We start from the raw sequence: 26349 nt of genomic DNA on the forward strand, positions 1-26349 counted from the left end.
CCCTCAGCCCCTCAGTCCCATTCCAGGCCGCCGCGACGCCATACATACGCATAGGCGACGAAGACGGTGAGCACGAAGAGCAGCATCTCGACGAGCCCGAAGATCCCCAGGGCGTCGAAGGTGACCGCCCAGGGATAGAGGAAGACGATCTCGATGTCGAAGACGATGAAGAGCATCGCCGTCAGGTAGTACTTGATGGGGAAGCGGCCGCCTCCGGCTGGAGTGGGGGTGGGTTCAATACCGCACTCGTACGCTTCGAGCTTTGCTCGGTTGTACCGCTTTGGGCCGATAAGCGTGGCCATGACCACGGAGAAGATCGCAAACCCTGCCCCGAGGGCGCCGAGCACGAGGATGGGCGCGTAGGCATTCACGCTCCTCGCTCCTTCCAGTCGTCCTTGACCGTTGGACCGCATCGGGCGACCGGCTCGCCACCTCACCAAGATCGTGCACATGTGAGGCAGTTCACAAGCCCGACTGCCCCGCATCCTATGCCTGCCGTCCTGTGATCTGCGACACGGGGTACTACACCGACTTTGTGATCTCCACCACCCGGCGAAGGATCATGAAGCCGGATGAGGGGTGATCTTCGTACGCAAAGCGGCCGCGCGATCACGAGACGTGACATCTGGTGTTGTTGTTGCTGGTCAAGGCGATGCTTCTTTAACAATCAGACGCCTCGACCAGCAAATTGGCAATGGACGGCAGAGGGGTGATAAGGGGATCCGTCCCACTTCGGGGTCACCCGCGCGAGGGGCTCACGAGGAGCGATGTGGACGCGTGCACATATTCATGACCTTCCGGATGAAACGCCCCCACCGTGCCGGCCGCCCCGCCGTCGGCACCGTCGCGCGCGTCGGCCGCCCGTATGCCCACCTCGCCACAGTCACACTGTGACCTGCGTCACTTCACCGGACCTTCAATAAAGCCGGGCTTGGCCATCGGTGTGAACGGATGGTAGGTGGCGGGCAATTCGGGCGAATTGCTGAAAGCCCGTGATCACAGCGGTGATCGTGCATGACCGATTTGCCCGTTACGGCGTCAATAAGGGTCAGCGGAAAGCGGATTCAGTGATTCCGAACGTAACTGTGTCGCAACACACGTTTCTTGAAGGGAACCCAGGTGCCCTGATAGCGCTAGTACTCATGTCCCTCACCGCTCACATACCCAGCCACCGGAAGCCCCGCCGAAGCGCCCCGAAATCGGCACTGCGCGCCGGAGTTGCCGGTGGCGTCCTCAGCACCATCGCGGTCGCAGGCGCTGCCGGTCCTGCCCAGGCCGAGCCGGTGACCCAGACCATCGAGATGCCCACCCTCACCTCCGGGCTCTCCACCGCCGTCGCCGCGTCCGCCGAGGCCACGCAGCAGGTCGCCCTGGACCTGGAGACGCAGGCCCAGGAGGACGCCGCGGCCACCAGCGCGGCCAAGGCCGCCACGAAGGCCAAGGCCGAGGCGGTCCGCAAGGCAGAGGCCAAGGCCAAGGCGGAGGCGGCCGCCAAGGCCAAGGCGGAGGCCGCCCTGCGCGCCTCCCGCTCCGAGGCCCGTACGACGCTCAGCACGTCCAGCACGTCCAGCACGTCCGGCTCCACCGCCGTGGCGTCCTACTCGTCGAGCGCCACCGGCTCCGCCGCCTCCGTCGTCGCGTTCGTCCAGGCCCAGGTCGGCGACGCGTACGTGTCCGGCGGCACCGGCCCCAACTCCTGGGACTGCTCCGGCCTGGTCCAGGCCGCGTTCCGCACGGTGGGCGTCGACCTGCCGCGCGTCTCGCAGGCCCAGTCGACCGCCGGCACCCAGGTCTCGCTGAGCAACCTCCAGCCGGGCGACATCCTGTACTGGGGCGGCGCGGGCTCCGCGTACCACGTCGGCGTCTACGTGGGCGGCGGCCAGTTCGTCGGTGCGCAGAACCCGAGCACCGGCGTGGTGCTGCGCCCGCTGAGCTACGACCCGCCGTCGGGCGCGGTCCGCGTTCTCTGATTCACAAGCGCGCGAACACGGCGAAGGGCCGTCACTCCCCCGCTCGGGAGCGACGGCCCTTCGTCGTGGAACGGCGGGCCGGGTGCTGTCGCCGGCGCGCCGGTACCTTTTCCGTTCCCGGATCCGCCTGCGCGCGCGGTCCCGGGCGGGATAGTTTCGCTCTCATGGCGCGACCCCGTACCCGCCCTCCTTACGAAGCCGACGAGCGGACCCAGCTGCTCGGCTGGTTCGACATGCAACGGGCGGTCGTTCACTGGAAGTGCGAGGGGCTGTCCGAGACGGATGCGCACCGGGCCGTGCTGCCCGCCTCGCCCCGTCTGACCGCCGCCGGGCTCGTCTCGCATCTGCGCTGGGTCGAGCACTCCTGGTTCGAGGTGATGTTCCTCGGCCGGCCCGCCGTGGGGCCGCGGTTCGACCCGGACACCGAGGACGCCGACATGCGGGTCGACGGCATTCCACTCGCGCAGCTCCTCAAGGAGTACGAGCAGCAGTGCGCCGTCACCGACGACATCGTCGCCGGCCACGCCCTGGAGGACGTGGGCCGTCACCCCGACTTCGAGATCGCCAGGGCGAATCTGCGATGGATGCTGTTCCACATGATCGAGGAGACCGCCCGGCACGCCGGTCACCTCGATGCCGTACGGGAGATCATCGACGGCGAGAAGGGCTACTACTGACCCGGCCGGGGCGCCGCTCGCCCTCGCTTCGTGCAGCAGGACAACGGTCTCCATGCCTCACACGCCTCACCGAGATCGCCGGCGCCTCGCCCGTGGACCGGGCGAGGGCGCGAACGGGAGTGGTGGTCAGGCTTTCGGGGCCACCTTCGAGAGGCCGTTGATGATGCGGTCCATCGCGTCGCCGCCGGTCGGGTCGGTGAGGTTGGCGAGCATCTTCAGCGTGAACTTCATCAGCAGCGGGTGCGTCAGACCGCGCTGGGTGGCGATCTTCATGACCTTCGGGTTGCCGATGAGCTTCACGAAGGCGCGGCCCATCGTGTAGTAGCCGCCGTAGGTCTCCTTCAGGATCTTCGGGTAGCTGTGCAGCGCCAGTTCGCGCTGGGCGGGGGTCGCGCGGGCGTGCGCCTGGACGATGACGTCCGCGGCGATCTGGCCCGACTCCATGGCGTACGCGATGCCTTCGCCGTTGAACGGGTTGACCATGCCGCCCGCGTCACCGACGAGCAGCAGCCCCTTGGTGTAGTGCGGCTGGCGGTTGAACGCCATGGGGAGCGCGGCGCCGCGGATCGGCATCGTCATGTTCTCCGGGGTGTAGCCCCAGTCCTCCGGCATGGACGCGCACCACGCCTTGAGGACCTCCCGCCAGTCCAGCTCCTTGAAGGCGGACGACGAGTTGAGGATGCCGAGGCCGACGTTGGACGTGCCGTCGCCCATGCCGAAGATCCAGCCGTAGCCGGGCAGCAGCCGGTCCTGGGGGCCGCGCCGGTCCCACAGTTCCAGCCAGGACTCCAGGTAGTCGTCGTCGTGGCGCGGGGAGGTGAAATACGTACGGACCGCGACACCCATCGGGCGGTCCTCGCGGCGGTGCAGACCCATGGCGAGCGACAGCCGGGTGGAGTTGCCGTCGGCGGCGACGACGAGCGGGGCGTGGAAGGTGACCGGGGTCTTCTCCTCGCCGAGCTTCGCGTTCACACCGATGATGCGGCCGGTGCGCTCGTCGATGATCGGGGCGCCGACATTGCACCGCTCGTGCAGCCGGGCGCCCGCCTTCTGCGCCTGGCGGGCCAGCTGCTCGTCGAAGTCGTCGCGCTTGCGAACCAGTCCGTAGTCCGGGTACGAGGCGAGATCCGGCCAGTCCAGCTGCAGCCGGACGCCGCCGCCGATGATGCGCAGCCCCTTGTTGCGCAGCCAGCCCGCCTCTTCGGAGATGTCGATCCCCATGGCGACGAGCTGCTTGGTGGCGCGCGGGGTGAGGCCGTCGCCGCAGACCTTCTCGCGCGGGAAGGCGGTCTTCTCCAGCAGGAGAACGTCGAGTCCGGCCTTGGCGAGGTAGTACGCGGTCGTGGAGCCGGCTGGGCCTGCCCCGACGACGATCACATCCGCGCTGTGTTCGGACAGGGGCTCGGTCACGGTCGGATCTCCCGAAGACTCGAAATCGCGTGCCGCGCGGCACATGTCCCGTGCAGTCTATGGGTGCCTGCTGACCAACCTTCCGAAGGGCTCCCCGATGTCGACCGTGCGCTCCCCCGGCCCGCAGCAGATGCGGCGCGACCAGCACCGCGGCCGCCACCCACAGCAGTCCGAACAGCAGCGCGTCCGCCCCGGCCGGTGCGGGCTCGTCTTCCCGCCCACCGGTTCCCCCGTTACCGGAATCCCGGCAACTTCCGTCCGGCGCACGGCTCATCGCTGCCGGGCGGCGGTCTGCGTCAGGGACGTACACCCCGGTGCAGCGCCACCACACCACCGGTCAGATCGCGCCAGGCCACCTTCGACCAGCCCGCCTTCTGCAGCAGCTGCGCGAGCCCGGCCTGATCGGGCCAGGCACGGATCGACTCGGCGAGATAGACGTACGCGTCGGGGTTGGACGACACCGCGCGCGCGACCGGCGGCAGTGCCCGCATCAGGTACTCGGTGTAGACCGTGCGGAACGGCGCCCAGGTCGGCTGCGAGAACTCGCAGATGACCACGCGGCCGCCCGGTTTGGTCACCCGGTACAGCTCACGCAGTGCCCCAACCGTGTCCTGGACGTTGCGCAGCCCGAAGGAGATCGTCACCGCGTCGAACATCTCGTCGCGGAACGGCAGCTTCGTGGCGTCGCCCGCGGTGAACGGCAGCCAGGGGTGGCGCTTCTTTCCGACCTGCAGCATGCCGACGGAGAAGTCGCACGGCACGACGTACGCGCCGGTCGCGGCGAACGGCAGCGAGGACGTCGCCGTGCCCGCAGCCAGGTCGAGGACCTTCTCCGCGGGGCGGGCGTGCACCGCCTTCGCAACCTCCTTGCGCCACAGCCGGGCCTGGCCGAGCGACAGCACATCGTTGGTGAGGTCGTAGTTCGCCGCCACGTCGTCGAACATCGAGGCGACTTCGTGCGGCTGCTTGTCCAGGGATGCTCGGGTCACCCACCCATTCAAGCAGCCCGGCCGCGCACGCCTCGCGCCGGTCGTGCGTCGGCACCCGGAGCCGCTCGAAAGCCGGCTTCAACCTTTTGGGCGCGAGGCGACTCAGTACAGGGGTGAGAGACCACCGAGGAACCGGAGAGGGGGGCAGATGACCGCAGACCGCAGTCGGGACTCCACCGGCTTCGAGGAGTTCGCCCGGGCGAACCAACGGCGTCTGTACCGGACCGCATATCTGCTGTGCGGTGATGCGGAGAGCGCCCGCGATCTGACGCAGACGACGCTCGCCAAGCTGTTCCAGCACTGGCACCGGGCGAGCGCCGCCGACCATCCCGCCGCCTATGCGCGCACCGTCCTCACCCGGACGTATCTCGCCGAGCGCCGGCGGCGGCTCCGCGACTTCCTGGCCCACAGCCGGGTCGACGCCCCGCCCCCCGTGGTGGGTCCCGAGCTGACGGTGACGCTGCTGTCCGCACTCGCCGAACTGCCGCCCCGCGCCCGGGCGATGGTCGTCCTGCGCTACTGGGAGGACCTGGGCGTGCAGACGGTCGCCGAGCTGCTGCGCTGCAGCGAATCCACCGTCAAGAGCCAGTGCTCGCGCTCGCTCGCCACGCTGCGTACGCGGCTGGGCGACCCGCATCTCTACACCACCCGCAGCTGAGGAGAACCGTCATGGACATGTTTTCGGAAGGCGTGCCGGAGGAGACCGGGACTCAGCGGATCAAGGAGGCGATGACGGAGGCGGCCGAGGGGGCGCCACCGCTGCCGGACCTGGTGCCGGTCGCGCTTGCCGAGGGGCGCAGGCGTCGCACCAGGGCGCGGGCGGCCATCGGCGTGGGGGTGGCCGGGGTGGTGGCGCTCGGGGTGTTCGGTGCGACGCTGCCGTCCTGGGGCACGGGCAACGGCACCGCACAGGTCGGGGCGCCTGCCCCGGGCCGCAGCGACGCGACTGCGTCGCCCGCACCCACGGGCCCCGCGAGCGACGTCGTCAAGCCGACCTCCGTTCCCACCGAGCCGCCGCGCACGCCGGTGCACGTCGAGCCCACCCCGGGCGAGTCGTCCATGGCGGACCTGCCCGCCGCCGAGCGCAGGCGGATGGAGCGGTTCCAGCAGGCCGCGGCGGCGTTGTTCGACACGATGCTGCCGGCGGCGTTCGGTACCGTCCGCCCGGTCGATCTGGCGGTCAGCCGGTACCAGGGTGCGTCCAAGGGCAGCGTCTTCCCCGTCGTCTTTTCCGTAAGCCCCGTCAGTGGCTCGTCCGGCAGCCCGGAGGCCCCCTGCCAGTACGCCCCGAAAGCGAAGTACCGGTGCGAGAACGCACAGCTGCCCGGTGGCATCGTGGCCCGCGCCGTCACCGCGACCGGGAACACGATGGGCGGGAAGGACATCGTCGATGTGAGCGTCCGCTTCGAGTTCGGCCACAGCACCGTCCTCCTGTCGGCGGAAGGCGACGACTCCTCCATGGTCTCGGCGCCGGTCACCGCGGACCAGTTGCTCCACATCGCACGGGACCCCCGCTTCCTGAACCTGGTGCGTTATGCGGACGCGTACCCGATGGAGCCGACGCAGGAGTCCGTCCGTGGCGGGTGAGGCACGGGGACGCCGGGCGCGTGGCCGCGGCCGCGGCGCGACCCGGCGCGCCCGCCGCCGACGGACCCGGATACGGGTGGTGGGCGCCGTGCTGGTGCCGGGCGCGCTGCTCTGCGGGGCGCTGGTGTGGGGGCCCTGGGGCGGTGGGGACGGGGCGTCGGCGGCGTCGAACACCCCGTCGGTCCGGCCGTCGGTGACCCGGTCGGCCACGGCCGTCGAGCCCGACTCCCGTTCCGTACCCAGCAGTCCGGAACCCGTCGGCTCGACGGCCGGCTCCCGCGACGGCAAGAAGAAACGGGCGGCCGGGACGCGGAACCCGTTCGGGTCCGTGCCCGGTCACGGCTCCGGCACGTTCGTCACCGCCGCCCCGGCGTCCGTGGCCGCCCATGGCACGGGCACCGTCCACCGCTACCGCGTCGAGGTGGAGCGGGGCAGCGGTCTGACCGCCGGTCCGGCCGCCGCCGAGGTCTCCGAGGTGCTCGCCGACCCCCGTGGCTGGACCCGCACCGGGCACGACGCGTTCCGGCAGGTCGGCTCGGGCCCGGCCGGTCTGGTGATCCGTATCGCGACGCCGGACACCGTCGACCGGCTCTGCGGGGCGTACGGGCTGCACACACGGGGCGAGGTCAACTGCCACGTCGGCAGCACGGTCGTGGTGAACCTGAAGCGGTGGATGCAGGGCTCGCCGCAGTTCGACGGGCCGCTCGCCGAGTACCGGGCGCTGATCATCAACCACGAGGTCGGCCACTGGCTGGGCCACGGCCACGAGACCTGCCCGGGGCCCGGACACCCCGCGCCCGCGATGATGCAGCAGATCGACGGGTTACGGGGGTGCGTCGCCAACGCCTGGCCGTACACGGCCACGGGCAGGTACATCAGTGGCCCGTCCGTTCCCTGACGGGCGCCGGCGGCTAGCGCCGCCGGTACACCAGCCGCCCGCCCAGCACCGTGGCGATGCACGCCCCGCCGCCCGCCGCACAGAGCGCGTCCTCGTCCGGTACGTCGAAGACGGCGAGGTCGGCGCGGCCGCCGACGGTGAGCGGGCCGTGCACGGAGCCGGGCAGGTCGTGGCCCTCCGCGAACGGGTCCAGACTTGGTGCGCCGACCAGAATGCCGGGGGCGGCGACGGCCGAAACCTCGGTCAGCCCCGAGCGGTCCACTGCGGTGCGGAGGAGCGGGTCGTGGAACCGGCCCGCGAGGTGTGTGGTGCCGTGCCGCAGCATCTGCTGCAGCCCGCGCCGTACGCTGCCCGCCCACCGCGCCGCGTCCATCTCGCCGGCCAGCCGCTCGAACGCCTCGCCCCACAGCGGCCGGTTGCCGAGCTCGTCCGCCTCGCGCGGGTCGGGGTGGTAGCAGCGGGTCAGCAGCCAGACTGCGTGCCACTGCCGCAGACCGGGCGTCAGGACGCCCGGCCACTGGCGGACCCGGGCCGCCGGGTGGGCGGCGACGACCTCGTCGTACGGTCCGAGGGCGACGATCCGGTCGCCGTCCACGGCGACCGCGCCCTGCGCGACGGCAGCCGCGCCGACCGGAAGAACCAGCGGCGCGGCGTGAACGGTCAGCACGACAGCCCCAGGCCGACCGGCACATGGGGGGCGGCGTCGCGGGGCTGGGCACGCACATCTGCCGCGTTGTCGTCAATCACCATGGCCCCGCCATGCCTCAATCCTCCGCCTTGCAGCTGCACGCACCCAACCCCGCTCCTTCTCCCACCCCCCATGTGCCGGTCGGCCTCAGTTGGCGCTGAGGAGCTTGAGTTCCGGGTGTGCGGTGCCGCCCTCGATCGCGGTGGACGAGATGTGCGAGACGACGCGCTCGTCGACCGGGTCGTTCGCCGGGTCGTCGTGGACGACGAGGTGCTCGTACGTCGTGGCGCGCTGCGCCGGGACCCGGCCCGCCTTGCGGATCAGGTCGATGATCTCCAGCCGGTTGGAGCGGTGCTTGGCACCGGCGGAGGAGACGACGTTCTCCTCCAGCATGATCGAGCCGAGGTCGTCGGCGCCGTAGTGCAGCGACAGCTGGCCGACCTCCTTGCCGGTGGTCAGCCAGGAGCCCTGGATGTGGGCGACGTTGTCGAGGAAGAGCCGGGCGATGGCGATCATCCGCAGGTACTCGAAGAGCGTGGCCTGCGTCCGGCCCTTCAGGTGGTTGTTCTCCGGCTGGTACGTGTACGGGATGAACGCGCGGAAGCCACCGGTCCGGTCCTGTACGTCGCGGATCATGCGCAGGTGCTCGATGCGCTCGGCGTTGGTCTCGCCGGTGCCCATCAGCATCGTGGAGGTGGACTCGACACCGAGCCGGTGTGCCGCCTCCATGATCTCCAGCCAGCGCTCGCCGGACTCCTTGAGCGGGGCGATCGCCTTGCGCGGCCGGGCCGGCAGCAGCTCGGCTCCGGCGCCCGCGAAGGAGTCGAGACCGGCGGCGTGGATCCGCTGGATGGCCTCCTCCACGGAGACCTTGGAGATCCGGGCCATGTGCTCGACCTCGGAGGCGCCCAGCGAGTGGATGACCAGCTGCGGGAACGCCTTCTTGATCGCGGAGAAGTGCTCCTCGTAGTACTCGACGCCGTAGTCCGGGTGGTGCCCGCCCTGGAACATAATCTGCGTGCCGCCGAGCTCGACGGTCTCCGCGCAGCGGCGCAGGATGTCGTCGAGGTCGCGGGACCAGCCCTTGGCGGTGTCCTTCGGTGCGGCGTAGAAGGCGCAGAACTTGCAGGCCGTGACGCACACGTTGGTGTAGTTGATGTTGCGCTCGATGATGTACGTCGCGATGTGCTCCGTACCGGCGTAGCGGCGTCGGCGCACGGCGTCGGCGGCCGCGCCCAGCGCGTGCAGGGGCGCCGACCGGTAAAGGTCGAGGGCCTCCTCCGGAGTGATCCGGCCGCCTTCGGCGGCTCGGTCGAGGATGGGCTGGAGGTCGGCCTTCTCGGTCACCGGGCTGTCACCTTTCGGCGGTTTTTCAACGGATCCATGGACCGGTTCAGCCTACGCCAGCCCCTCCCGGGGTCAGTTGCCGGACCGGGCGAGTGTGCCGTAGGGAAGCCCCGCGCCCCGCTCCTCGGACCGGAAGCGGAGTGTGCCGTCCCCGGCGAGGGTGAAGGTGACGTCGGTCGTGGTCTGCGTGCAGAGCCCGGCGGTTCCGGGCCGGTCCGGGTCGGCGCGCTCCCGGAGCGTCAGTTCCTCGGCGGTGCCGGAGGAGAGCTTCGCGATGCTGTTGCAGCTGACGGTCGCTCCGAGGGCGGAGAAGGTGGTGTTCATACGGACGACGTCCGTGCCCTTCTTCCCCTCGGTGAACACCGCGGTGAGGGTGCCGTGCGGCTGCCCGGTCGTCTTCTCGGTCAGCGGCCCCTTCCAGGTACCGACGAACGTCTTGGGCAGCGCGGTGACCTGGCCCGCACCGTCGTATCCCTCGTCCGTCGGGTTCGGCGACGCGCCGGTGGACGCGGCAGGGGGCTGGGCGACCCCGCCGTGCTCGGCGTCGCTGCCACCGATGCCCGGCAGCAGGTCGAGGAGGAGGGCGCTGCCGACGGTCACGGCGGCGAGCGCGCCCGCCACGGCGAGGGCGACGGTGCAGCTGAGCCTGCGGCCGCGGTTCCGGCCGGCGGGGCCGGGTTCGGAGCCGGCGCCGACGGTCACGGAGAACCGGGAAGCGGGGGTACGGGGGCCGGGGAGCCCGCCCGGGTCGTGGTCCCCGGCCTCGGCCGGCGGGGACGTCCGGGGCGGGCGGGTCGGCTCGATCGGCGGCCCGAACACTCCGTGCGCGCCGTTGCTGTCGGCGGAGCCGTGGGCGGTGAGGGAGGCGTTGCTGAACGGCACCGGTCCCGACTGCACGGGCCCGTCCTGCGGCTCCAGGTCCAGCAGCGCCACTGCCGAGCGGCTGACCTCGCGCACCAGCGGTCCGGGCAGCCAGCCCGCCGCCACCGCGGCCGCCGCCCCGCCGGGTGCCAGCTGCCGGGCGAGCTCCGTCGGGGTGGGCCGACGCGCGGGGTCCTTCGCCAGGCACGTGGCGATCACGTCCCGCAGTTCGCCCTCGATCTCACCCAGCTCCGGCTCCTCGTGCACCACCTTGTAGAGGAGTACTGCCGAGGAATCGCCGAGGAAGGGGGCGTCGCCCGTCGCCGCGTACGCGAGCACCGCGCCGAGCGAGAAGACATCGGCGGCGCCCGAGATCTCCAGACCCCGGATCTGCTCCGGTGCCATGTAGCCGGGCGAGCCGACCGAGACCCCGGTGGAGGTGAGCGAGGCGGTGGCGTCGATCGCGCGGGCGATACCGAAGTCGATGAGGCGGGGGCCGTCGAGGGCGAGCAGGACGTTGGACGGCTTCACGTCGCGGTGGATGAGCCCCTGCCCGTGCACGGCGGCCAGGGCCTCCGCGAGTCCGGCGCCCAGGGTCCGTACCGCCTGCTCGGGCAGTGGCCCGTGCTCGGTGACCGCGGCCGACAGCGGGGGCCCGGCGACATAGCCGGTGGCGACCCACGGCACGGGTGCGTCCGGATCGGCGTCCAGGACAGGCGCCGTCCACTGGGCGCCGATCCGCCGCGCCGCGTCGACCTCACGCCGGAACCGGGCACGGAACTGTTCGTCGAGTGCGAAGTGCGGATGGACGACCTTGACCGCGACGGTGCGTCCGCCCGCGCTGCGTCCCAGATACACCCGGCCCATGCCGCCCGCACCGAGTCTGCCGAGCAACCGGTAGGCACCGATGGTGAGCGGTTCGCCGGCTTCCAGCGGCTGCATATGGACTCCCCCTGTGGACCGGCCGGACCTCCGACCGAAGCCTAGGGGTCGGAGGTCGTGAGATCACAGAGAAACCATCGGCCGATTTCGCCCCTATGGGAACGAATCGCGGTTTTCGACACAGCAAAAGGCGCGAATGAGTCGTTCACCCGATCGAATCCGGGACTCGACCCGGACTCACCCCGTACGCCGTCCGCTATTCGGGATAGGGCGTACGAGCTGTCCGGCCGCCGCATTCGCGGCATTCGCCGGAAAGGAATCCCCGGGCAGTGCGATAAACAGCGCGGAAGGGAACGGTGAAGCCCAGAAGAAGGTTCAGCATTCACCCATTGCCCGGCCCATTCCCCCCGCGCAGCGGCCGGTGCCGGATCAGTGGTCGAGCAGCTCGACGTTCACGTCCACCGGGAAACCGGTCGTCGCCCCGGTCCGACGGGCAAACTCACGTACACCCGACAGCTGGTCCGGACCGAAGCGGAAGTCCAGCGTCGTGAAGTATCGCTCCAGCAGCTCCGCGTCGAAGACCTCCCACCGCGCCGCCGTCTCGGCGACCTTGGTGACCTCTTCCAGCGACAGGTCTCGCGAGGCGAGGAACGCCCGGTGCACCTCCTCCACCACGGCCGGGTGCGCGGCCAGATAGTCCTTGCGGGCCGCCCAGACCGCGAAGACGAACGGCAGCCCCGTCCACTCCTTCCACATCTGCCCCAGGTCATGGACCTGCAGACCGAGGCGCGGCGCGTCGTGCAGCGAGGCGCGCAGCGCGGCGTCGCCGATCAGCACGGCGGCGTCCGCCTCCTGCATCATCAGGCCGAGGTCGGGCGGGCAGGTGTAGTAGTCGGGCGTCACCTCGTACCGCTCGGCGAGCAGCAGCTGAGCGAGGCGTACGGAGGTGCGCGAGGTCGAACCGAGTGCCACCCGGGCCCCGTCGAGCTGCTCCAGGGGCAGCTGCGACACGATCACGCACGACATGACGGGCCCGTCGCAGCCGACCGCGATATCGGGGAAGGCGACGAGCTGATCGGCGTTGCGCAGGTACTCGACGAGGGTGATGGGGCCGATGTCGAGGTCACCGCGGACCAGCTGCTCGCTGAGCTTCTCCGGGGTGTCCTTCGACAGCTCCAGGTCGAGCAGGGTTCCGGTCCGCGCCAGGCCCCAGTAGAGGGGGAGGCAGTTCAGGAACTGGATGTGGCCGACGCGCGGCCTGCTGCGACGGTCGTCGCCTGCTGCGGGGGAGACGGTTGAATTGTCCACATCGCGAGGCTAGACCCGTGCGGGCATCCCGCCGCCACCGGGGCGCGGAGGGCGCGCCCAGTCCCGCCCCTCCATGCCTGCCGGTCCCGCGCCTCCGTGCCTGCCGGTCCCGCCCCTCCGTGCCTGCCGGTCCCGCGCCCCGGCGTGTCTCCGCGGCCACCTCCGCGCCACCCGAACGACATCCCCGGGCCCCCTTCTGACCGCTATCTCCGTCACTCTCTCGGCAGGGCAATCAAACATCCGGGTGAAGTGATCTTTCCCTCTACCGTTCCGCACACGCTGCGTGCTAGGCTCGACGCAAGTTGCAGTTTGGTTTCCCTTGCAGTACAGAGCCTGCGGAGCATGTAACCCGCAGGCTTTTGTAGTTTTCAGACTTCTTTGCAGGTTCTGGAGCAGGGCAACCCTTTGGCCCAAGGAGGGCTTATGGCTACCGGAACCGTCAAGTGGTTCAACGCTGAAAAGGGCTTCGGCTTCATCGCCCAGGACGGCGGCGGCCCGGATGTCTTCGTCCACTACTCCGCGATCAACGCGTCCGGGTTCCGCTCCCTCGAGGAGAACCAGGTCGTGAACTTCGACGTCACTCAGGGGCCGAAGGGCCCGCAGGCTGAGAACGTCAGCCCGGCCTAGTTGCCCGGGTCGGCCGATCGCGGCCGGCATGCAGTACCCAAGGAGCCCCGCTCCCCCGCCTCGGCGGAGGAGCGGGGCTCCTGCCTTGTGATGCCCCGCCCGGTGCCGCCGCGGACGGGAGCTTGACCTTGACACCGTGTGAGGGCGTGAACTCGGAAACATCATGTTCACCATCGGAGATTTCGCCAGGTACGGACGGGTGTCGGCCCGGATGCTGCGTCACTACGACGCCATCGGGCTCCTGCCTCCCGACCGCACCGACCCCGCGACCGGCTACCGCTTCTACGGTGCCGCTCAGCTCGCCCGCCTCAACCGCATCATCGCTCTCAAGGATCTCGGCTTCACGCTCCAGCAGGTGCAGGCCGTACTCGACGAACAGGTCGGACCCGAGGAGCTCCGCGGAATGCTGCGACTGCGGCAGGCGGAGCTGGAGGCGGCCATGGCCGCAGCGGCGGCGCGGCTGGCGCAGGTCGAGGCGAGACTCCGATCGATCGAGAGCGAGGGGCACATGCCCACGGACGACGTTGTGATCAAGAACGTTCCCGCGGTACGGGTGGCGGAGCTGACGGGGACTGCGGCCGGCTACGAGCCGCAGGCCATCACTCCGGTGATCGGACCGCTGTACGACCGGCTGTTCCCGCTGCTGGAGGCGGCCGGAATCAGCCCCACCGGCCCGGGCATCGCGCGCTACGAGGACGCCCCGGCGGGCGACGGCGCGATCACCGTGCACGCGGGGGTGACGGTCTCCGCCCCGGTCGGCCCGGTCGGTGACACCGGCGTCACGGTGGTCGACCTGCCCGCGTTCGAGGCGGCGACCATCGTCCACCGCGGTTCGATGGACGGGGTCCTCACCACCGAGCAGACGCTGGCCCGCTGGCTGGACACCAACGGGTACCGGTCACTGGGGTACACCCGGGAAATCAACCTGGAGTGCCCGGAGGACAAGGACACGTGGGTGACGGAGCTCCAGGAGCCGGTGACCAGGGCCTGACCACGTCCCGCGGGGCCTGCCGGAGACGGTGGGCCCCGTGCCGCACCACCCGTCGGTGGGGCCCGTGCCGCCCCCGGTCGGTGGGGCCTACGGCCTCACGCCCCCGGCCCCGGCCACAGTCCCTCGTCCGTGAGCCCCAGCAGATCGATGGCGTTGCGGCGCACGATCAGGTCCACCACGTCCGGGTCCAGGTGCCCCATCTGCGCCTCGCCGACCTCGCGCGACTTGGGCCAGGTCGAGTCCGAGTGCGGGTAGTCGGTCTCGTACAGGACGTTTTCGACGCCGATCGCGTCCAGGTTCTTCAGCCCGAACGCGTCATCGAAGAAGCACCCGTACACATGCTCGGCGAAGAGCTCCGACGGCGGCCGGTGCACCTTGTCGGCGACACCGCCCCAGGCCCGGTTCTCCTCCCAGACCACGTCGGCCCGTTCCAGGATGTACGGGATCCAGCCGATCTGGCCCTCCGCGTACATGATCCGGAGGTTCGGGAACCGTTCGAACTTGCCGCTCATCAGCCAGTCGACCATCGAGAAGCAGCAGTTGGCGAAGGTGATGGTGGAGCCGACCGCGGGCGGGGCGTCGGCCGAGGTGGACGGCATCTTCGAGGACGAGCCGATGTGCATCGCGATCACGGTGCCCGTCTCGTCGCAGGCCCGCAGGAACGGATCCCACTCGTCCGTATGTATCGACGGGAGACCCAGATGTGGGGGTATCTCGGAGAACGCGACGGCACGCACCCCGCGCGCGGCGTTCCGCCGGACCTCGTCGGCGGCGAGCTGTGCGTCCCAGAGCGGGACGAGGGTCAGCGGGATCAGCCGGCCCTGCGCGTCGGGGCCGCACCACTCCTCCACCATCCAGTCGTTGTACGCGCGCACGCCGAGCAGTCCGAGTTCACGGTCCTTCGCCTCCGTGAACGTCTGGCCGCAGAACCGAGGGAAGGTCGGGAAACAGAGCGCGGACTGGACGTGGTTGATGTCCATGTCGGCGAGCCGGTCCGGGACCGCGTACGAACCGGGGCGCATCTGCTCGTACGTGATGACTTCGAGCCTGATCTCGTCCCTGTCGTAGCCGACGGAGGTGTCGAGCCGGGTGAGCGGCCGGTGCAGATCCTCGTACACCCACCAGTCGCCGATCGGTCCCTCGTCACCCTTTGCGCCCATCACCGGTGCGAACCTGCCGCCCATGAAGGTCATTTCCTTCAGGGGGGCGCGGACGATGCGCGGGCCGCGGTCGAGGTACTTGGACGGGAGCCGGTCCCGCCAGACATGAGCGGGCTCCACCGTGTGGTCGTCCACCGAGATGATCTTCGGGAAGGTCTCCATGTGCACCACGGTAGCGCCGATCTGACGTACCGTCAGCTCTCCGGACCGGGCCTGGGCTCCAAATCGTTGTCGAGGGCTTGCGCAGAGCGTCACCCACTGCTGACGTGTCCACCCATAACAAGGCAGACTGTTGACCGCGATACCAGCGGTAGGTCGTAATCCGGATCCACCCGGACCACATCGGTGCAGCGGCGGTCATTCCGGGCAGGGACACCAGCGCGACCGGCAGGACTGGCGGGGCGAGCAGGACAGGGGGCATCAATGGACCGTGACCACGGACCACGTGTGCGCGTTCCGGAGCAGCGCGCTGCTCAGCAGCAGACGACCGGGACCGGCCTGCGGTTTGCCGTGCTCGGCCCCGTACGCGCCTGGCGCGACGACGAACCGCTGGCGTCCGGATCGCCGCAGCAGCGGGCCCTGCTGGTCGCGCTGCTGCTGCGCGACGGACGCACGGCCACCGCCGCCGAACTCATCGACGCCATCTGGGGCGACGAGCCCCCGTCCCAGGCGCTCGCCGCCGTACGGACGTACGCGTCCCGGCTGCGCAAGACCCTCGACCCGTCCACGCTGGTCAGCGACGCCGGCGGGTACGCGATCCGGACCAGCCCCGACGCGCTCGACCTCACGGTGGCCCAGGAGTTGGCCGCCGGCGCGGAGAAGGCGCGGGCGGGCGGGGACCGGTACCGGGCCCGGACCCTGCTCAACGAGGCGCTGGCGCTGTGGGACGGCGAAACGCTGGCCTCCGTCCCGGGCCCCTACGCCGAGAACCAGCGCACCAGGCTCGCCGAGTGGCGGCTCCAGCTCACCGAGACCCGGCTCGACCTGGATCTGGAGGTCGGCTGCCACGCGGAGGCGGTCTCCGAACTCACCGCACTCACCGCGGCGCACCCGCTGCGGGAGCGGCTGCGCGAACTGCTGATGATCGCCCTGTACCGCAGCGGCCGTCAGGCGGAAGCGCTCGCGGTGTACGCCGACACGCGCCGGCTGCTCGCCGACGAGCTGGGCGTCGACCCGCGCCCCGAGCTCTCGCAGCTCCAGCAGCGGATCCTGCAGGCCGACGAGGACCTGGCCCACCCGGCCGACGAGGCCGCGCCCGCGCCCGCCGCCGTCCGCCCGGCCCAACTCCCGGCGACGGTACCGGACTTCACCGGCCGCGCCTCCTTCGTACGCGAGCTGGGCGACCGGCTGGCGACGGCGGAGGGTTCGGTCATGGCCGTGTCGGCGCTCGCGGGCATCGGCGGCGTCGGCAAGACGACCCTCGCCGTGCACGTCGCCCACCAGGCGCGCCCGCACTTCCCGGACGGCCAGCTCTACGTCGACCTGCAGGGCGCCGGCGCACGGGCGGCGGAGCCGGAGACGGTGCTCGGCGCGTTCCTGCGCGCTCTGGGCACGGCGGACTCGGCGATCCCCGACTCCCTGGACGAACGCGCCGCCCTCTACCGCTCCACGCTCGACGGCCGCCGCATCCTGGTCCTCCTGGACAACGCGCACGACGCGGCGCAGATCCGCCCCCTGCTGCCCGGCACGGCCGGCTGCGCGGCCCTCGTGACCAGCCGCGTCCGCATGGTCGACCTGGCGGGCGCGCACCTGGTGGACCTGGACGTGATGTCCCCGGAGGAGGCGCTCCAGCTCTTCACCCGGATCGTCGGCGAGGAACGGGTCGGCTCGGAGCGCGAGGCGGCCCTGGACGTGGTCGCCGCGTGCGGCTTCCTCCCCCTGGCGATCCGTATCGCCGCCTCCCGCCTGGCCTCCCGCCGCACCTGGACGGTCTCCGTCCTCGCGGCCAAACTCGCGGACGAGCGGCGCCGCCTGGACGAACTCCAGGCGGGCGACCTGGCGGTGAAGGCCACCTTCGAACTCGGCTACGGCCAACTGGAACCGGCCCAGGCCCGCGCGTTCCGCCTGCTGGGCCTGGCGGACGGCCCGGACATCTCCCTGCCGGCAGCGTCGGCGCTACTGAACCTGGAGGTGCATGCGGCGGAGGACCTGCTGGAGTCCCTGGTCGACACGTCGCTCCTGGAGTCGGCGGCGCCGGGCAGGTACCGCTACCACGACCTGGTACGGCTCTACGCGCGTGCGTGCGCGGAACGGGACGAACAGCCGCCGGAGGAGCGGGAGTTTGCGCTGTCGCGGCTGCTGGACTTCTATCTGGCGACGGCGGCGGGGGTGTATGCGCTGGAGCGGCCGGGGGAGCGGGTGCTCGACCACTTCTCGCGCACCGAGCATCCGGGGCTGACTGTTCAGGTGCGGGAGACCGCCCTCGACTGGCTGTTCACCGAATCCAGCGGCCTGCTCGCCTGCGCCCGACAATCGGCCTCCATCGGAATGTCGAGGCGCGCCTCCGACCTGCTCATGGCCGTTGTGGATCTAGGCGAATCGGGTGCGAATTCACACCAGTTCGCAGCCGCCGCCATGGCCGTCAGTGAGGCCGCCAAGACGGCGGGGGACGCCCACGCGGAGGGTCGTGCGCGCACTATGCTCACCCATGCTCTCAGCGTCTCCGGACGCTTCGCCGAAGCCGAGATCCAGGCGCGGCGGGCACTGGCTCTGGGGCGGTCGGCCCAGGATCCGGTCTCTTTGGGGCAGGCACCCAACCAGCGCGGCATCATCGCGCTCTACGAAAACCGTCACGGCGAAGCGGAAAGCCATCTCACCGAAGCATTGGCAGCCTTCCAGGCCGACGGCAACAAGCCGGGTGAAGCAGCCGCCCTGTGCAATCTGTCCCGCGTCCACCTCGCAACAGGCCGAACGATGAGCGCCGTGGACCTCGCCCAGCAAGGCGTAACCATCTACGAGCAGGACACCACCGGCCTGGCCCTTCGCCTCGCCAACGGAAAGTACGCACTCGGCCTTGCCCTCATGGGTACCGGACTGGCCTCACGAGCCGAGGCCACTCTGAACGAGGCGCTGCACGTCTTCCAGGACAGCCGTCAGCAGTTGTGGCACGGCATGACGCTGTTCCGTCTGGCCGAGGTGCACTTGGGTAATCGACAGCCGGCTCAGGCCGCGTCCCACGCAGAGCAAGCCCTGGCCGTGCTTCGGGGTGTCGGCGGTGAATGGCGGCGCGCCAACGTCCTGTCCGTGCTAGGACGAAGCCTGGCCGCCATCGGACAGACCGACCGGGCCCGAGTCTGCTGGCGCGAGGCTCTTTCAGCCTTTGAGGAACTCGGCTCCCCCGAAGCCGAGGAGGTACACGCACTACTGCACCCGGCACATGTGGCCGGGGTGGCCTGACGGCCGTTCATCAATCGTTTATCACCGCACGGCAGTCTCTGACTTATCGATCCGCCGCGTCGGGGGGCAGACGGATCGGCGAGTGGCCTCACCGCTAGGGTGAACGGCCCTGGAATGCCCGCCCGGCGATCCACGGGGGAATCGCCGGGCGGCGCGCCCATCCATTACACCCACTTTTTTCAGGAGTTGACCTTCATGGCCGACAACACCGGGAACCTCAAGCCGACGGACGCGCACGCCACCGGCGAGGAAATCACCACCCTGGACGCACACGCCACAAGCGAGCCGCTCAAGCCGCTTGACGCGCACGCGACGAGCGAGCCTGTCAAGCCCACGGACGCGCACGCGACGAGCGAGCCGACCAACTAAGACCTCACCCGCACGGGGGGCGGCCGCGGCGGCGCGGAGGGGGAGCCGTCGCGGCCGCTGCACGTTCGCACACCGGCTCACGTATTCGCGCCAACGTTCGACCGCTTCCCGCCAACGGGGTTCCACCACCGCCCCCCCCTGTCACTACTGTCACTTCACGTCCGGAAGCTCGCTCCACACACAGGAGTTGGAATGACCCGCACGAAGAAGACGCTCGTCGCCGCCGCGTTCGCCGTGGCCCTCGGTCTCGGCGCGGCCAGCCCCGCCCTGGCCGACAGCCACATGACCGGCGACACCCCCGTCACGACGCAGGACATGCACGCTACCGGCGACACCCCCGTCACGACGCAGGACATGCACGCCACCGGCGGCACCCCCGTCACGACGCAGGACATGCACGCCACCTGAGCCCTACCCGCACGCAAGGGAGGCCCGAGCCGAAAAGCTCGGGCCTCTTCCGCGTCCGGCGGGGCTACAGCCCCCGCACCAGCACCCTCGCCTCGCACAACTTCCCCATGTCGTCATCGTCCGACGTGAAGACCACCACTCGCCCCGGCTGACGCCCCGCGATCACCGCCAGGGCCGCATCGATGGCGTACTTATGGCCGTGCAGCCCGGTCTTCCCCAATAGTTCAATCGCCTCGTCGGCGATGTCCTTGGTCACGGGCTCGACCACCACCCGCGCCATCGCCCAGTTCCAGACGGGTCGCCGGATCTTGCTGTGATACGCCTCGATGAGTGTCATGGAGCTGGTCACCACGCGGACACCGGACTGATGAGCCTTCGTGAGGATGGCGGTCATGGCCCTGTCGCGGAGTACGGCCCTGGACAGTGCCTCGCTGTCCAGCACAAAGCAGGTGTCTCCCATCAGGCAGCTGCCGCCCCGCCCTGCGCCCCGGATTCCCGCTCCTCGAACCACCGCTCGATGTCGCGGAGCTCCGCCGCAGCCGCGGCCTGCTCCTCCTCTGTGAGCGGCCCGCCCCCTTCCTGCATCCAGGCGACCAGCTCCCCCAGCCGGTCGTGCTCACGCTGGCGCTCTATGGCGCGCGTGACATACGCGCTGAACGCACCGGGGCCGACCTCGCTGCGGATCTCCTCCGCCAGCTCCTCCGGCAGGGTGACCGTGTATTTCTTGGTTGCCATACCAATCACCATACTGCCGCGATCGTGCCCGCATCGCCCTATTCACCCCATACGGTGAAGCGCATGCGCCGCCGCACGTCTCTCCCGTACCGTGGCTGCGGAGACGCGCGAAGGGACCGGAATGACCGCACAGCACATCGACCCCGCGGGGCCCCTCATCCCCCGCCCGCAGCGGACCCCTGCGGCGCTCCGAATCGCCCTCGCGCGGGTGGCTCCGCACCGGCTGGGCGAGATGGAGCAGCAGAAGGACGCAGCCATCGCGCTGGCCGCGGAGACCGGCAGCCTGGGGCCGATCATGCAGTTCCTGGAGACGTGGGCCGTCGCGGTGGAGATCGCCCGGCTACCCGTTGCCGCCGCCCGCCTGCACTCTGCCGAGTACGCGGCGCAGAACCTCGACAGGGATGACCCTGTCTGGCGGGCAGCCATGGACGAGATCCGTATCGTGCACGCGTCCGCACGGGAATCTCTCGCCACCTCACGATCATCCGGCACCAGTGCGTCCACATGCTCCAGCTGACGCCTTGGCCTTCGGCCTGAGCGGCCCCTACCCCCGCCCCCGCAGCTCCCCCTTCACCACCTTCCCGCTCGCGTTCCGCGGCAGCTCCCCCACGAACTCCACCGCCCTCGGCACCTTGTAGTTCGCCATCTCGCGCCTCGACCAGGCGATCAGGTCGTCCGCCGTCAGCGTCGCGCCCGCCCGGCGGACCGCGTACGCCTTGCCGACCTCGCCGAGCCTCGGGTCCGGGATGCCGATCACCGCCACGTCCGCCACATCCGGGTGGAGGCCCAGGAGTTGTTCGATCTCGGCCGGGTACGCGTTGAAGCCGCCGACGATGAACATGTCCTTGATCCGGTCCGTGATGCGCAGGTTGCCCGCCTCGTCGAGGACACCGATGTCGCCGGTGCGGAGCCAGCCGTCCTCGGTGATCGTGGCCGCCGTGGTGTCCGGGTCCTCGAAGTAGCCCCGCATCACGTGGAAGCCGCGGACCAGGATCTCCCCTGGGCTGCCGGGGTCCGCCAGGACGCGGATCTCCGTACCGGGGATCGCGCGGCCCGAGGTGGCGGAGATCGTCTCGGGCGGGTCGCCCTGTCGGCACATCGTGACGATGCCGCTCGCCTCCGAGAGGCCGTAGGCCGTGAGGACCGTCTCGATGCCCAGCTCCGTGCGCAGGCGTTCCACCAGCCGCAGGGGGACCACCGCCGCGCCCGTGACGACCAGGCCCAGGGCGGAGAGGTCGTGCGTCGCCCGCGCCGGGTGGTCCAGGAGCGACTGGTGGAGGGTGGGCGGGCCGGGGAGGACCGAGATGCGTTCGGCGGCGATGTTCGCGAGGACGGTGTCCACGTTGAACACCGGTTGCGGGATCATCGTCGCGCCCCGCATCAGGCACGCGACGATGCCCGCCTTGTAGCCGAACGTATGGAAGAACGGGTTCACGATCAGATAGCGGTCGCCCTCGCGCAGGCCGGCCAGTTCGCTCCAGATCGCGTAGCAGCGCAGGGTCTGGGCGTGGGTGATGACGGCGCCCTTGGGACGGCCCGTGGTGCCGGAGGTGTAGATGATGTCGGACGGGGATGCGGAGGCGACCGCGTCGGCCCGTTCCCGTACCGCGGCAGGCGATATCCGCTCCCCCGCCGCCAGGAAGTCCTTCCAGGTGAGGTAGGACTCGGGTGCCGTGTCCGCGAGCACCACCACCCGCTCCAGGTGCGGAAGTTCCGCCTCCGCCCTGCGCAGCGACGCCACGTACGACGTGCCCAGGAAGGTGCCGGTGATGAAGAGCAGCTTCGCCCGGCTGCGTTCCAGGATGTACGCCGCCTCCGCGCCCTTGAAGCGGGTATTGAGGGGGACCAGGACCGCGCCCGCCGTGACCGCCCCGAGCGCGGAGACGATCCAGTCCAGGGTGTTCGGTGCCCAGACCGCGACCCGGTCCCCCGGCTCCACACCCGAGGCCATGCACGCCGCGGCGGCGCGTTCGACGCGGTCACCGAGTTCGGCGTACGAGATGCGGGTGCGGCCCTCGACGACCGCCTCACGGTCTCCGTACCGCCGCGCTGCCGCCCGCACCAGCTTCGGGATGCTGCCCCACTCCTCGTCGCCGCGCATCGCATGCCCTCCCACCGAACCGCAACAGCTGACTATCCGTCAGATTAGCTGTAGCCTCTGCCGCTGTCAGCAGTCATGACGATCGCGGAGGTGGCGGGTGGCGACGCTCAAGGACGTGGCGGCGATAGCCGGGATCGGACAGACGGCCTTCGCGAAACAACTCCCGGAATCCGAGAAGACGTTGGCCTGCCGGGCCATCGTCGCGGCACTCGACGACGCGGGCGTCTCCGCGTCGGAGGTCGACGCGTTCGCCTCGTACACGATGGAGGAGACCGACGAGGTCGAGGTCGCCAAGGCGATCGGGGCCGGTGACGTCACCTTCTTCTCCAAGGTCGGCTACGGGGGCGGTGGTTCGTGCGCGACGATCGCACATCTCGCCGCGGCCGTCGCCACCGGACAGGCGAGCGTCGGGGTCGCCTGGCGCTCGCGGAAGCGCGGCTCGGGGCCGAGGCCCTGGAAGGACACCACCGTCCAGCTGCCCACCCCCGCCCAGTGGACCCGCCCGTACGGTCTGCTGCGGCCCGCCGACGAGATCGGGATGCTCGCACGGCGGTACATGCACGAGTACGGGGCCACCCGCGACCATCTCTTCAATGTCGCGCTCGCCTGCCGCAACCGCGCCAACCAGAACCCGGACGCGATGATGTACGAACGGCCGCTGACCCGCGACATGTATATGACCTCGCGCTGGATCAGTGAGCCGCTCTGTCTCTTCGACAACTGTCTGGAGACGGACGGGGCACTGGCCTGCGTCGTCGTCTCCGCCGAGCGGGCCCGGGACTGCCGCCACAAGCCCGTCTACATCCACTCCGTCGCCCAGGGGCTTCCCGCCCAGCATCACGGGATGGTCAACTACTGGAACGACGACCCGCTCACCGGCCCCGCCTGGACGGCCGCCCGGCAGCTGTGGAAGCACGCCGACTTCGGGCCGGACGATGTCGATGTCGCACAGATCTATGACGCGTTCACCCCGCTCATCCCGCTCTCCTTGGAGGGTTACGGCTTCTGCGGGCGCGGCGAGGGCGCCGCGTTCACCGAGGGCGGGGCGCTGGAGAGCGGCGGCCGGCTGCCGATCAACACCGGGGGCGGCGGGCTCAGCGAGGCGTACGTGCACGGCTTCAACCTCATCAATGAGGGAGTGAAGCAGCTGCGCGGGATCTCCACCGCGCAGGTGCCGGACGCCGCAACCTGCCTGGTCACCGCCGGTGAGGGCGTGCCCACCTCCGCCGTACTGCTGAGGAGCTGAGAACACGGATGGAATCGCTGCTGCTGCCCGTCGCCGACGAGGACGGTGCCCCCTTCTGGGAGTACGCCGCCCGGGGCGAACTCCGCGTCCAGGCGTGCGCCGCCCCCGCGTGCGGCGCCCTCCGTTTCCCGCCGCGGCCCTGCTGCCCGCACTGCCGGTCCTTCGAGAGCGAGTGGCGGGCGATGAGCGGGCGCGGCCGGATCTGGTCGTACGTGCTGCCGCATCCGCCACTGCTGCCCGCGTACGCCGCGCAGGCCCCGTACAACGCGGTCGTCGTCGAACTCGCCGAAGCTCCGCACATCCGGCTGGTCGGCAATGTGGTCAGCGGCCCCGAAGCACCGCTGAACTCGGTCGATCCGGCGCGGCTGCGGATCGGGGCACCGGTGCGGGCGGTCTTCGCGCCCGTGAGCCCGGAGCTGACCGTGGTCCGCTGGCTCCTGGAACGGTGAGCGGACGACGATGACGCTGCGGACGGAGACCGACAAGGAGACCGGGGTCGCGGTCGTCACCCTCGACCGGCCGGAGAAGCTGAACGCGATCGACCTGGCGACGGCGGACGAACTCGCCGCCGCGTGGCGGGCGTTCCGGTTCGACGACGGGGTGCGGGCCGTCGTCGTCACCGGTGCGGGCGGGCGCGCCTTTTGCACGGGCATCGACCGGGACGTGGCGGTGCCGCAGCCCTCGTCCCCATACACGATCGACGATCCGCTGCTCGCGATCGGGCCGAAGGCGAACGACCTGTGGAAGCCGGTGATCGCCGCCGTGGAGGGGATGGCGTGCGGCGGGGCGTTCTATCTGCTGGGCGAGGCGGAGTTCGTCATCGCGTCGGAGGAGGCGACGTTCTTCGACCCGCATACGACCTACGGCATGGTCAGCGCGTACGAGGCGATTCACATGGCACAGCGGATGCCGTTCGGGGAGGTCGCCCGGATGTCCCTGATGGGTACGGCCGAACGGGTGACAGCCCGTCGTGCGTACGAGACCGGGCTGGTCAGTGAGGTGACAGCGACCGGCGGCGCGGTGGCGGCGGCGGTGCGGGCGGCGGCCGTCATCGCGTCGTACCCGACCGGGGCGGTGCAGGGAACGGTGCGGGCGGTGTGGTCCGCCAAGGAAGCGGCGCGCAACCAGGCACTGGCCCACGCCCCGCACCTGATCGCGCTCGGAAACCTGCCGGTGGAGCGGCAGGGCGAGCTGTTCGCGGCGCGGGAACGTGGGCGCGGACGTGGCGACAGCGGGTTCGGACTGCGGTGAGCGCGGTCAGTAGCTGAGCGTGGCCTCGACCCGGCACTTCTTCACCCGGGACACCTTGCCCGGGGTGTCCATCCGCACGGATAGGGTCCGGCTCGCGCCGCCTTCGACCTCCACGCTCGCCTCGCCGGTGTCGACGGTGTGGCCGGCCGCGTCGAGGAAGGTGACGTCGATGTCGTACATGTGCGTGTCGTACGCAACGGCCGTGATGCGGACGGTGGAGGCGGTCACGGCGCGCCGCTTGCCCTTGCGGGGCTGCGCGCAGCGGACGACGGCCACCTGGGGCGCTTCGGTCGCGGTGGCGTCGGGCGTCGCGGTCCCGCTCGAGGAACCACTGGACGAACTGTCGTGGTTGCTGTCGTCGTAGTCATCGTTGTCGTAGCTGCTGCGGTGGTAACTTCCGTTGCTCTTCTTGGAGTTGGAGCATCCGCCGCTGCTGCTGCTGCTACTACTTCCGCCCGAACCGTGGCTCCTGCCACGGCCCTTGCCGTGGGTCGAGGTCGAGAAGCCGGTGAGCGCGAGCACCACCGCCACCAGGACCACCGAGAGTTTCAGATGCTGCCGCATCATCGATGCAGCCCCCCTTGTTTTGTTGTCATGTTGCTGTCGAACGACCGCGCGACACCGTAACGCATGGCGCACGGGAAGGGTCGTCCGGCCGGTGCGTCCCTGGGTCCCGTCCTGCCGATCTTCGTGGGCCCGGAACGCCTGGGCTGATCCACGAAGATCGACAGGACAGGACCTGGTGGCGAGGGTCAGGGGCCCGGCGTAGCGTCGACGCCGAGAGCGGTTCCGACGCGCGACGCCGGTCCGCACGACCGCAGGAGGCCGATGATGATCCGCTACATCCTCGGCTCGACCGTCGCTCTCGCAGGAGCGGCGGCCGCCGTGCTCAGCCCCTTCCGTGACTGGTACGACGGCCGCCTCGGGCGGCAGTACCGGATCGCGGACCTCTTCAACGGCATCAGCGGTGCGCGGCCGGGACTGTGGGGGTCGATCTGGCTGCCGCTTCTCTTCGCCGCGGCCGTGACGGTGGTGGGTGTGTGGCTCCGGTCCCGGCTGCTGGTCGCGTGCGCGGGGGTCGTCGTCCTCGGCTTCACCGTGCTGTGGATGGTGCGGCAGGGGCAGGCGACCGGGAGCCTGACGGTGGCGGCGGACGGATCCGGGCTGCAGGTGGGGGTGGCGACCGCCGCGGTGGGCGGGGCACTGATGCTGGTGGGGGCTGCGGTGATGCCGGGGCGGCGGGGCCGCGGGCGTCTGGAGCGCGTGGACCGGAAGCGGCCCTACGCGGCACCGGGGTCGGACGATCCGGACACCTGGCCGCCGACGCAGGAGCCGGGGCCATCGGTGCAGACGAGTCCCCTGCCGGAGCCGGAGGCGGACCCGTACACGGGCCCCGAGCCCCCGGACCCGCGCCGCCCGCCGGGCCCCTGACGCGCCGGACGCACCCG

27 protein-coding genes are annotated in these 26349 nt (G+C 70.5%); 15 read left to right on the top strand and 12 right to left on the bottom strand.

What is annotated here, in order from left to right; genetic code table 11:
- Window positions 1-11: 11 nt before the first annotated feature.
- On the bottom strand, window positions 12-371 hold the full coding sequence (locus tag AB0915_RS11795; protein WP_003992243.1) for an NADH-quinone oxidoreductase subunit A: 360 nt from the start codon (window positions 369-371) through the stop codon (window positions 12-14).
- Window positions 372-1142: 771 nt separating this feature from the next.
- Between AB0915_RS11795 and AB0915_RS11800 the strand changes: the two genes are divergently transcribed.
- Window positions 1143-1970, top strand: a complete 828-nt coding sequence (locus AB0915_RS11800; RefSeq protein WP_366690930.1) for a C40 family peptidase — start codon at window positions 1143-1145, stop codon at window positions 1968-1970.
- A gap of 164 nt (window positions 1971-2134) precedes the next feature.
- The gene (locus tag AB0915_RS11805; RefSeq protein ID WP_366690931.1) at window positions 2135-2647 is read left to right on the top strand and encodes a DinB family protein; all 513 of its coding nucleotides are present in this window, start codon (window positions 2135-2137) and stop codon (window positions 2645-2647) included.
- Between the two features lie 126 nt (window positions 2648-2773).
- Here AB0915_RS11805 and AB0915_RS11810 read toward each other — a convergent pair whose 3' ends face one another.
- A complete protein-coding gene (locus AB0915_RS11810) occupies window positions 2774-4057 on the bottom strand; it encodes a geranylgeranyl reductase family protein (protein WP_366690932.1) in 1284 nt (427 codons plus the stop codon).
- 296 nt (window positions 4058-4353) lie between these two features.
- On the bottom strand, window positions 4354-5046 hold the full coding sequence (locus AB0915_RS11815; RefSeq protein ID WP_366690933.1) for a demethylmenaquinone methyltransferase: 693 nt from the start codon (window positions 5044-5046) through the stop codon (window positions 4354-4356).
- A gap of 148 nt (window positions 5047-5194) precedes the next feature.
- Here AB0915_RS11815 and AB0915_RS11820 point away from each other — a divergent pair, with 148 nt between their 5' ends.
- Genes AB0915_RS11820 through AB0915_RS11830 form a run of 3 tightly spaced genes read left to right on the top strand, consistent with a single transcriptional unit; the run spans window position 5195 to window position 7531 of the window.
- Window positions 5195-5704, top strand: a complete 510-nt coding sequence (locus tag AB0915_RS11820) for a SigE family RNA polymerase sigma factor (protein ID WP_366690934.1) — start codon at window positions 5195-5197, stop codon at window positions 5702-5704.
- 11 nt (window positions 5705-5715) lie between these two features.
- The gene (locus tag AB0915_RS11825) at window positions 5716-6633 is read left to right on the top strand and encodes a hypothetical protein (protein WP_366690935.1); all 918 of its coding nucleotides are present in this window, start codon (window positions 5716-5718) and stop codon (window positions 6631-6633) included.
- Entirely contained in the window at window positions 6623-7531 is a 909-nt protein-coding gene (locus AB0915_RS11830) for a DUF3152 domain-containing protein (protein ID WP_366690936.1), read from the top strand. Before AB0915_RS11825 ends, AB0915_RS11830 begins: the two co-directional genes overlap by 11 nt.
- A 13-nt stretch (window positions 7532-7544) precedes the next feature.
- Here AB0915_RS11830 and AB0915_RS11835 read toward each other — a convergent pair whose 3' ends face one another.
- The 4 genes from AB0915_RS11835 to AB0915_RS11850 all read right to left on the bottom strand — a co-directional run bounded on the left by AB0915_RS11835 (window position 7545) and on the right by AB0915_RS11850 (window position 12617).
- Window positions 7545-8198, bottom strand: a complete 654-nt coding sequence (locus AB0915_RS11835) for a hypothetical protein (protein ID WP_366690937.1) — start codon at window positions 8196-8198, stop codon at window positions 7545-7547.
- Between the two features lie 168 nt (window positions 8199-8366).
- A complete protein-coding gene (gene mqnC, locus AB0915_RS11840; protein ID WP_359106458.1) occupies window positions 8367-9566 on the bottom strand; it encodes a cyclic dehypoxanthinyl futalosine synthase in 1200 nt (399 codons plus the stop codon).
- Between the two features lie 72 nt (window positions 9567-9638).
- Window positions 9639-11369 (bottom strand): serine/threonine-protein kinase, encoded by a 1731-nt coding sequence (locus AB0915_RS11845; RefSeq protein ID WP_366690938.1) that lies wholly within the window; start codon window positions 11367-11369, stop codon window positions 9639-9641.
- Window positions 11370-11738: 369 nt separating this feature from the next.
- Window positions 11739-12617 carry a menaquinone biosynthetic enzyme MqnA/MqnD family protein gene (locus AB0915_RS11850; protein ID WP_037693090.1) on the bottom strand — a complete coding sequence of 293 codons (879 nt, stop codon included), beginning with the start codon at window positions 12615-12617 and terminating at the stop codon, window positions 11739-11741.
- A gap of 423 nt (window positions 12618-13040) precedes the next feature.
- Here AB0915_RS11850 and AB0915_RS11855 point away from each other — a divergent pair, with 423 nt between their 5' ends.
- Together AB0915_RS11855 and AB0915_RS11860 are read left to right on the top strand one after the other, a co-directional pair.
- A complete protein-coding gene (locus tag AB0915_RS11855) occupies window positions 13041-13244 on the top strand; it encodes a cold-shock protein (RefSeq protein WP_037693088.1) in 204 nt (67 codons plus the stop codon).
- A gap of 163 nt (window positions 13245-13407) precedes the next feature.
- Window positions 13408-14235, top strand: coding sequence for a MerR family transcriptional regulator (locus tag AB0915_RS11860; RefSeq protein ID WP_366690939.1), 828 nt, complete (start codon window positions 13408-13410; stop codon window positions 14233-14235).
- Window positions 14236-14330: 95 nt separating this feature from the next.
- Here the strand turns inward: AB0915_RS11860 and AB0915_RS11865 are convergent, their stop codons facing one another.
- Window positions 14331-15557, bottom strand: a complete 1227-nt coding sequence (locus tag AB0915_RS11865) for an amidohydrolase family protein (RefSeq protein WP_366690940.1) — start codon at window positions 15555-15557, stop codon at window positions 14331-14333.
- Window positions 15558-15818: 261 nt separating this feature from the next.
- Between AB0915_RS11865 and AB0915_RS11870 the strand changes: the two genes are divergently transcribed.
- The 3 genes from AB0915_RS11870 to AB0915_RS11880 all read left to right on the top strand — a co-directional run bounded on the left by AB0915_RS11870 (window position 15819) and on the right by AB0915_RS11880 (window position 19568).
- The gene (locus AB0915_RS11870) at window positions 15819-18791 is read left to right on the top strand and encodes a BTAD domain-containing putative transcriptional regulator (RefSeq protein WP_366690941.1); all 2973 of its coding nucleotides are present in this window, start codon (window positions 15819-15821) and stop codon (window positions 18789-18791) included.
- Between the two features lie 195 nt (window positions 18792-18986).
- Complete coding sequence (locus AB0915_RS11875) at window positions 18987-19160, top strand: hypothetical protein (RefSeq protein WP_366690942.1); 174 nt, start codon at window positions 18987-18989, stop codon at window positions 19158-19160.
- Window positions 19161-19352: 192 nt separating this feature from the next.
- Window positions 19353-19568: a hypothetical protein gene (locus AB0915_RS11880; protein ID WP_366690943.1), complete on the top strand. Its 216-nt coding sequence runs from the start codon at window positions 19353-19355 to the stop codon at window positions 19566-19568.
- A 64-nt stretch (window positions 19569-19632) separates the two neighbouring features.
- Here AB0915_RS11880 and AB0915_RS11885 read toward each other — a convergent pair whose 3' ends face one another.
- Together AB0915_RS11885 and AB0915_RS11890 are read right to left on the bottom strand one after the other, a co-directional pair.
- The gene (locus tag AB0915_RS11885; RefSeq protein ID WP_366690944.1) at window positions 19633-20028 is read right to left on the bottom strand and encodes a PIN domain-containing protein; all 396 of its coding nucleotides are present in this window, start codon (window positions 20026-20028) and stop codon (window positions 19633-19635) included.
- On the bottom strand, window positions 20028-20303 hold the full coding sequence (locus AB0915_RS11890; RefSeq protein WP_366690945.1) for a hypothetical protein: 276 nt from the start codon (window positions 20301-20303) through the stop codon (window positions 20028-20030). Before AB0915_RS11890 ends, AB0915_RS11885 begins: the two co-directional genes overlap by 1 nt.
- Window positions 20304-20424: 121 nt before the next feature.
- On the opposite strand from AB0915_RS11890, the gene AB0915_RS11895 reads away from it, so the two are divergent.
- Window positions 20425-20820: a hypothetical protein gene (locus AB0915_RS11895; protein ID WP_366690946.1), complete on the top strand. Its 396-nt coding sequence runs from the start codon at window positions 20425-20427 to the stop codon at window positions 20818-20820.
- A gap of 27 nt (window positions 20821-20847) precedes the next feature.
- Here the strand turns inward: AB0915_RS11895 and AB0915_RS11900 are convergent, their stop codons facing one another.
- The gene (locus tag AB0915_RS11900) at window positions 20848-22404 is read right to left on the bottom strand and encodes a FadD3 family acyl-CoA ligase (protein ID WP_366690947.1); all 1557 of its coding nucleotides are present in this window, start codon (window positions 22402-22404) and stop codon (window positions 20848-20850) included.
- 97 nt (window positions 22405-22501) lie between these two features.
- On the opposite strand from AB0915_RS11900, the gene AB0915_RS11905 reads away from it, so the two are divergent.
- From AB0915_RS11905 to AB0915_RS11915, 3 genes are read left to right on the top strand one after another with little or no spacing between them, the layout of a single operon-like run.
- Window positions 22502-23650: a lipid-transfer protein gene (locus AB0915_RS11905; RefSeq protein WP_366690948.1), complete on the top strand. Its 1149-nt coding sequence runs from the start codon at window positions 22502-22504 to the stop codon at window positions 23648-23650.
- Window positions 23651-23658: 8 nt separating this feature from the next.
- Window positions 23659-24099 carry an OB-fold domain-containing protein gene (locus tag AB0915_RS11910; RefSeq protein ID WP_366690949.1) on the top strand — a complete coding sequence of 147 codons (441 nt, stop codon included), beginning with the start codon at window positions 23659-23661 and terminating at the stop codon, window positions 24097-24099.
- Between the two features lie 10 nt (window positions 24100-24109).
- Entirely contained in the window at window positions 24110-24901 is a 792-nt protein-coding gene (locus AB0915_RS11915) for an enoyl-CoA hydratase/isomerase family protein (protein ID WP_366690950.1), read from the top strand.
- Between the two features lie 6 nt (window positions 24902-24907).
- Here the strand turns inward: AB0915_RS11915 and AB0915_RS11920 are convergent, their stop codons facing one another.
- Window positions 24908-25468 (bottom strand): hypothetical protein, encoded by a 561-nt coding sequence (locus AB0915_RS11920; RefSeq protein WP_366690951.1) that lies wholly within the window; start codon window positions 25466-25468, stop codon window positions 24908-24910.
- 264 nt (window positions 25469-25732) lie between these two features.
- Here AB0915_RS11920 and AB0915_RS11925 point away from each other — a divergent pair, with 264 nt between their 5' ends.
- Window positions 25733-26332, top strand: a complete 600-nt coding sequence (locus AB0915_RS11925; protein ID WP_366690979.1) for a hypothetical protein — start codon at window positions 25733-25735, stop codon at window positions 26330-26332.
- The last annotated feature ends 17 nt before the right edge of the window (window positions 26333-26349 follow it).

This window comes from Streptomyces sp. NPDC048411 (assembly GCF_040704695.1).
In the GTDB taxonomy this organism is placed as follows: domain Bacteria; phylum Actinomycetota; class Actinomycetes; order Streptomycetales; family Streptomycetaceae; genus Streptomyces.

What these genes read in the sequence shown, in the direction of transcription:
- AB0915_RS11800 (WP_366690930.1), top strand. Translation starts at nt 1,143, where the DNA reads ATGTCCCTCACCGCTCACATACCCAGCCACCGGAAGCCCCGCCGAAGC.
- AB0915_RS11805 (WP_366690931.1), top strand. Translation starts at nt 2,135, where the DNA reads ATGGCGCGACCCCGTACCCGCCCTCCTTACGAAGCCGACGAGCGGACC.
- AB0915_RS11820 (WP_366690934.1), top strand. Translation starts at nt 5,195, where the DNA reads ATGACCGCAGACCGCAGTCGGGACTCCACCGGCTTCGAGGAGTTCGCC.
- AB0915_RS11825 (WP_366690935.1), top strand. Translation starts at nt 5,716, where the DNA reads ATGGACATGTTTTCGGAAGGCGTGCCGGAGGAGACCGGGACTCAGCGG.
- AB0915_RS11845 (WP_366690938.1), bottom strand. Translation starts at nt 11,369, where the DNA reads ATGCAGCCGCTGGAAGCCGGCGAACCGCTCACCATCGGTGCCTACCGG.
- AB0915_RS11855 (WP_037693088.1), top strand. Translation starts at nt 13,041, where the DNA reads ATGGCTACCGGAACCGTCAAGTGGTTCAACGCTGAAAAGGGCTTCGGC.
- AB0915_RS11860 (WP_366690939.1), top strand. Translation starts at nt 13,408, where the DNA reads ATGTTCACCATCGGAGATTTCGCCAGGTACGGACGGGTGTCGGCCCGG.
- AB0915_RS11865 (WP_366690940.1), bottom strand. Translation starts at nt 15,557, where the DNA reads ATGGAGACCTTCCCGAAGATCATCTCGGTGGACGACCACACGGTGGAG.
- AB0915_RS11870 (WP_366690941.1), top strand. Translation starts at nt 15,819, where the DNA reads ATGGACCGTGACCACGGACCACGTGTGCGCGTTCCGGAGCAGCGCGCT.
- AB0915_RS11875 (WP_366690942.1), top strand. Translation starts at nt 18,987, where the DNA reads ATGGCCGACAACACCGGGAACCTCAAGCCGACGGACGCGCACGCCACC.
- AB0915_RS11880 (WP_366690943.1), top strand. Translation starts at nt 19,353, where the DNA reads ATGACCCGCACGAAGAAGACGCTCGTCGCCGCCGCGTTCGCCGTGGCC.
- AB0915_RS11885 (WP_366690944.1), bottom strand. Translation starts at nt 20,028, where the DNA reads ATGGGAGACACCTGCTTTGTGCTGGACAGCGAGGCACTGTCCAGGGCC.
- AB0915_RS11890 (WP_366690945.1), bottom strand. Translation starts at nt 20,303, where the DNA reads ATGGCAACCAAGAAATACACGGTCACCCTGCCGGAGGAGCTGGCGGAG.
- AB0915_RS11895 (WP_366690946.1), top strand. Translation starts at nt 20,425, where the DNA reads ATGACCGCACAGCACATCGACCCCGCGGGGCCCCTCATCCCCCGCCCG.
- AB0915_RS11900 (WP_366690947.1), bottom strand. Translation starts at nt 22,404, where the DNA reads ATGCGCGGCGACGAGGAGTGGGGCAGCATCCCGAAGCTGGTGCGGGCG.
- AB0915_RS11910 (WP_366690949.1), top strand. Translation starts at nt 23,659, where the DNA reads ATGGAATCGCTGCTGCTGCCCGTCGCCGACGAGGACGGTGCCCCCTTC.
- AB0915_RS11915 (WP_366690950.1), top strand. Translation starts at nt 24,110, where the DNA reads ATGACGCTGCGGACGGAGACCGACAAGGAGACCGGGGTCGCGGTCGTC.
- AB0915_RS11920 (WP_366690951.1), bottom strand. Translation starts at nt 25,468, where the DNA reads ATGATGCGGCAGCATCTGAAACTCTCGGTGGTCCTGGTGGCGGTGGTG.
- AB0915_RS11925 (WP_366690979.1), top strand. Translation starts at nt 25,733, where the DNA reads ATGATCCGCTACATCCTCGGCTCGACCGTCGCTCTCGCAGGAGCGGCG.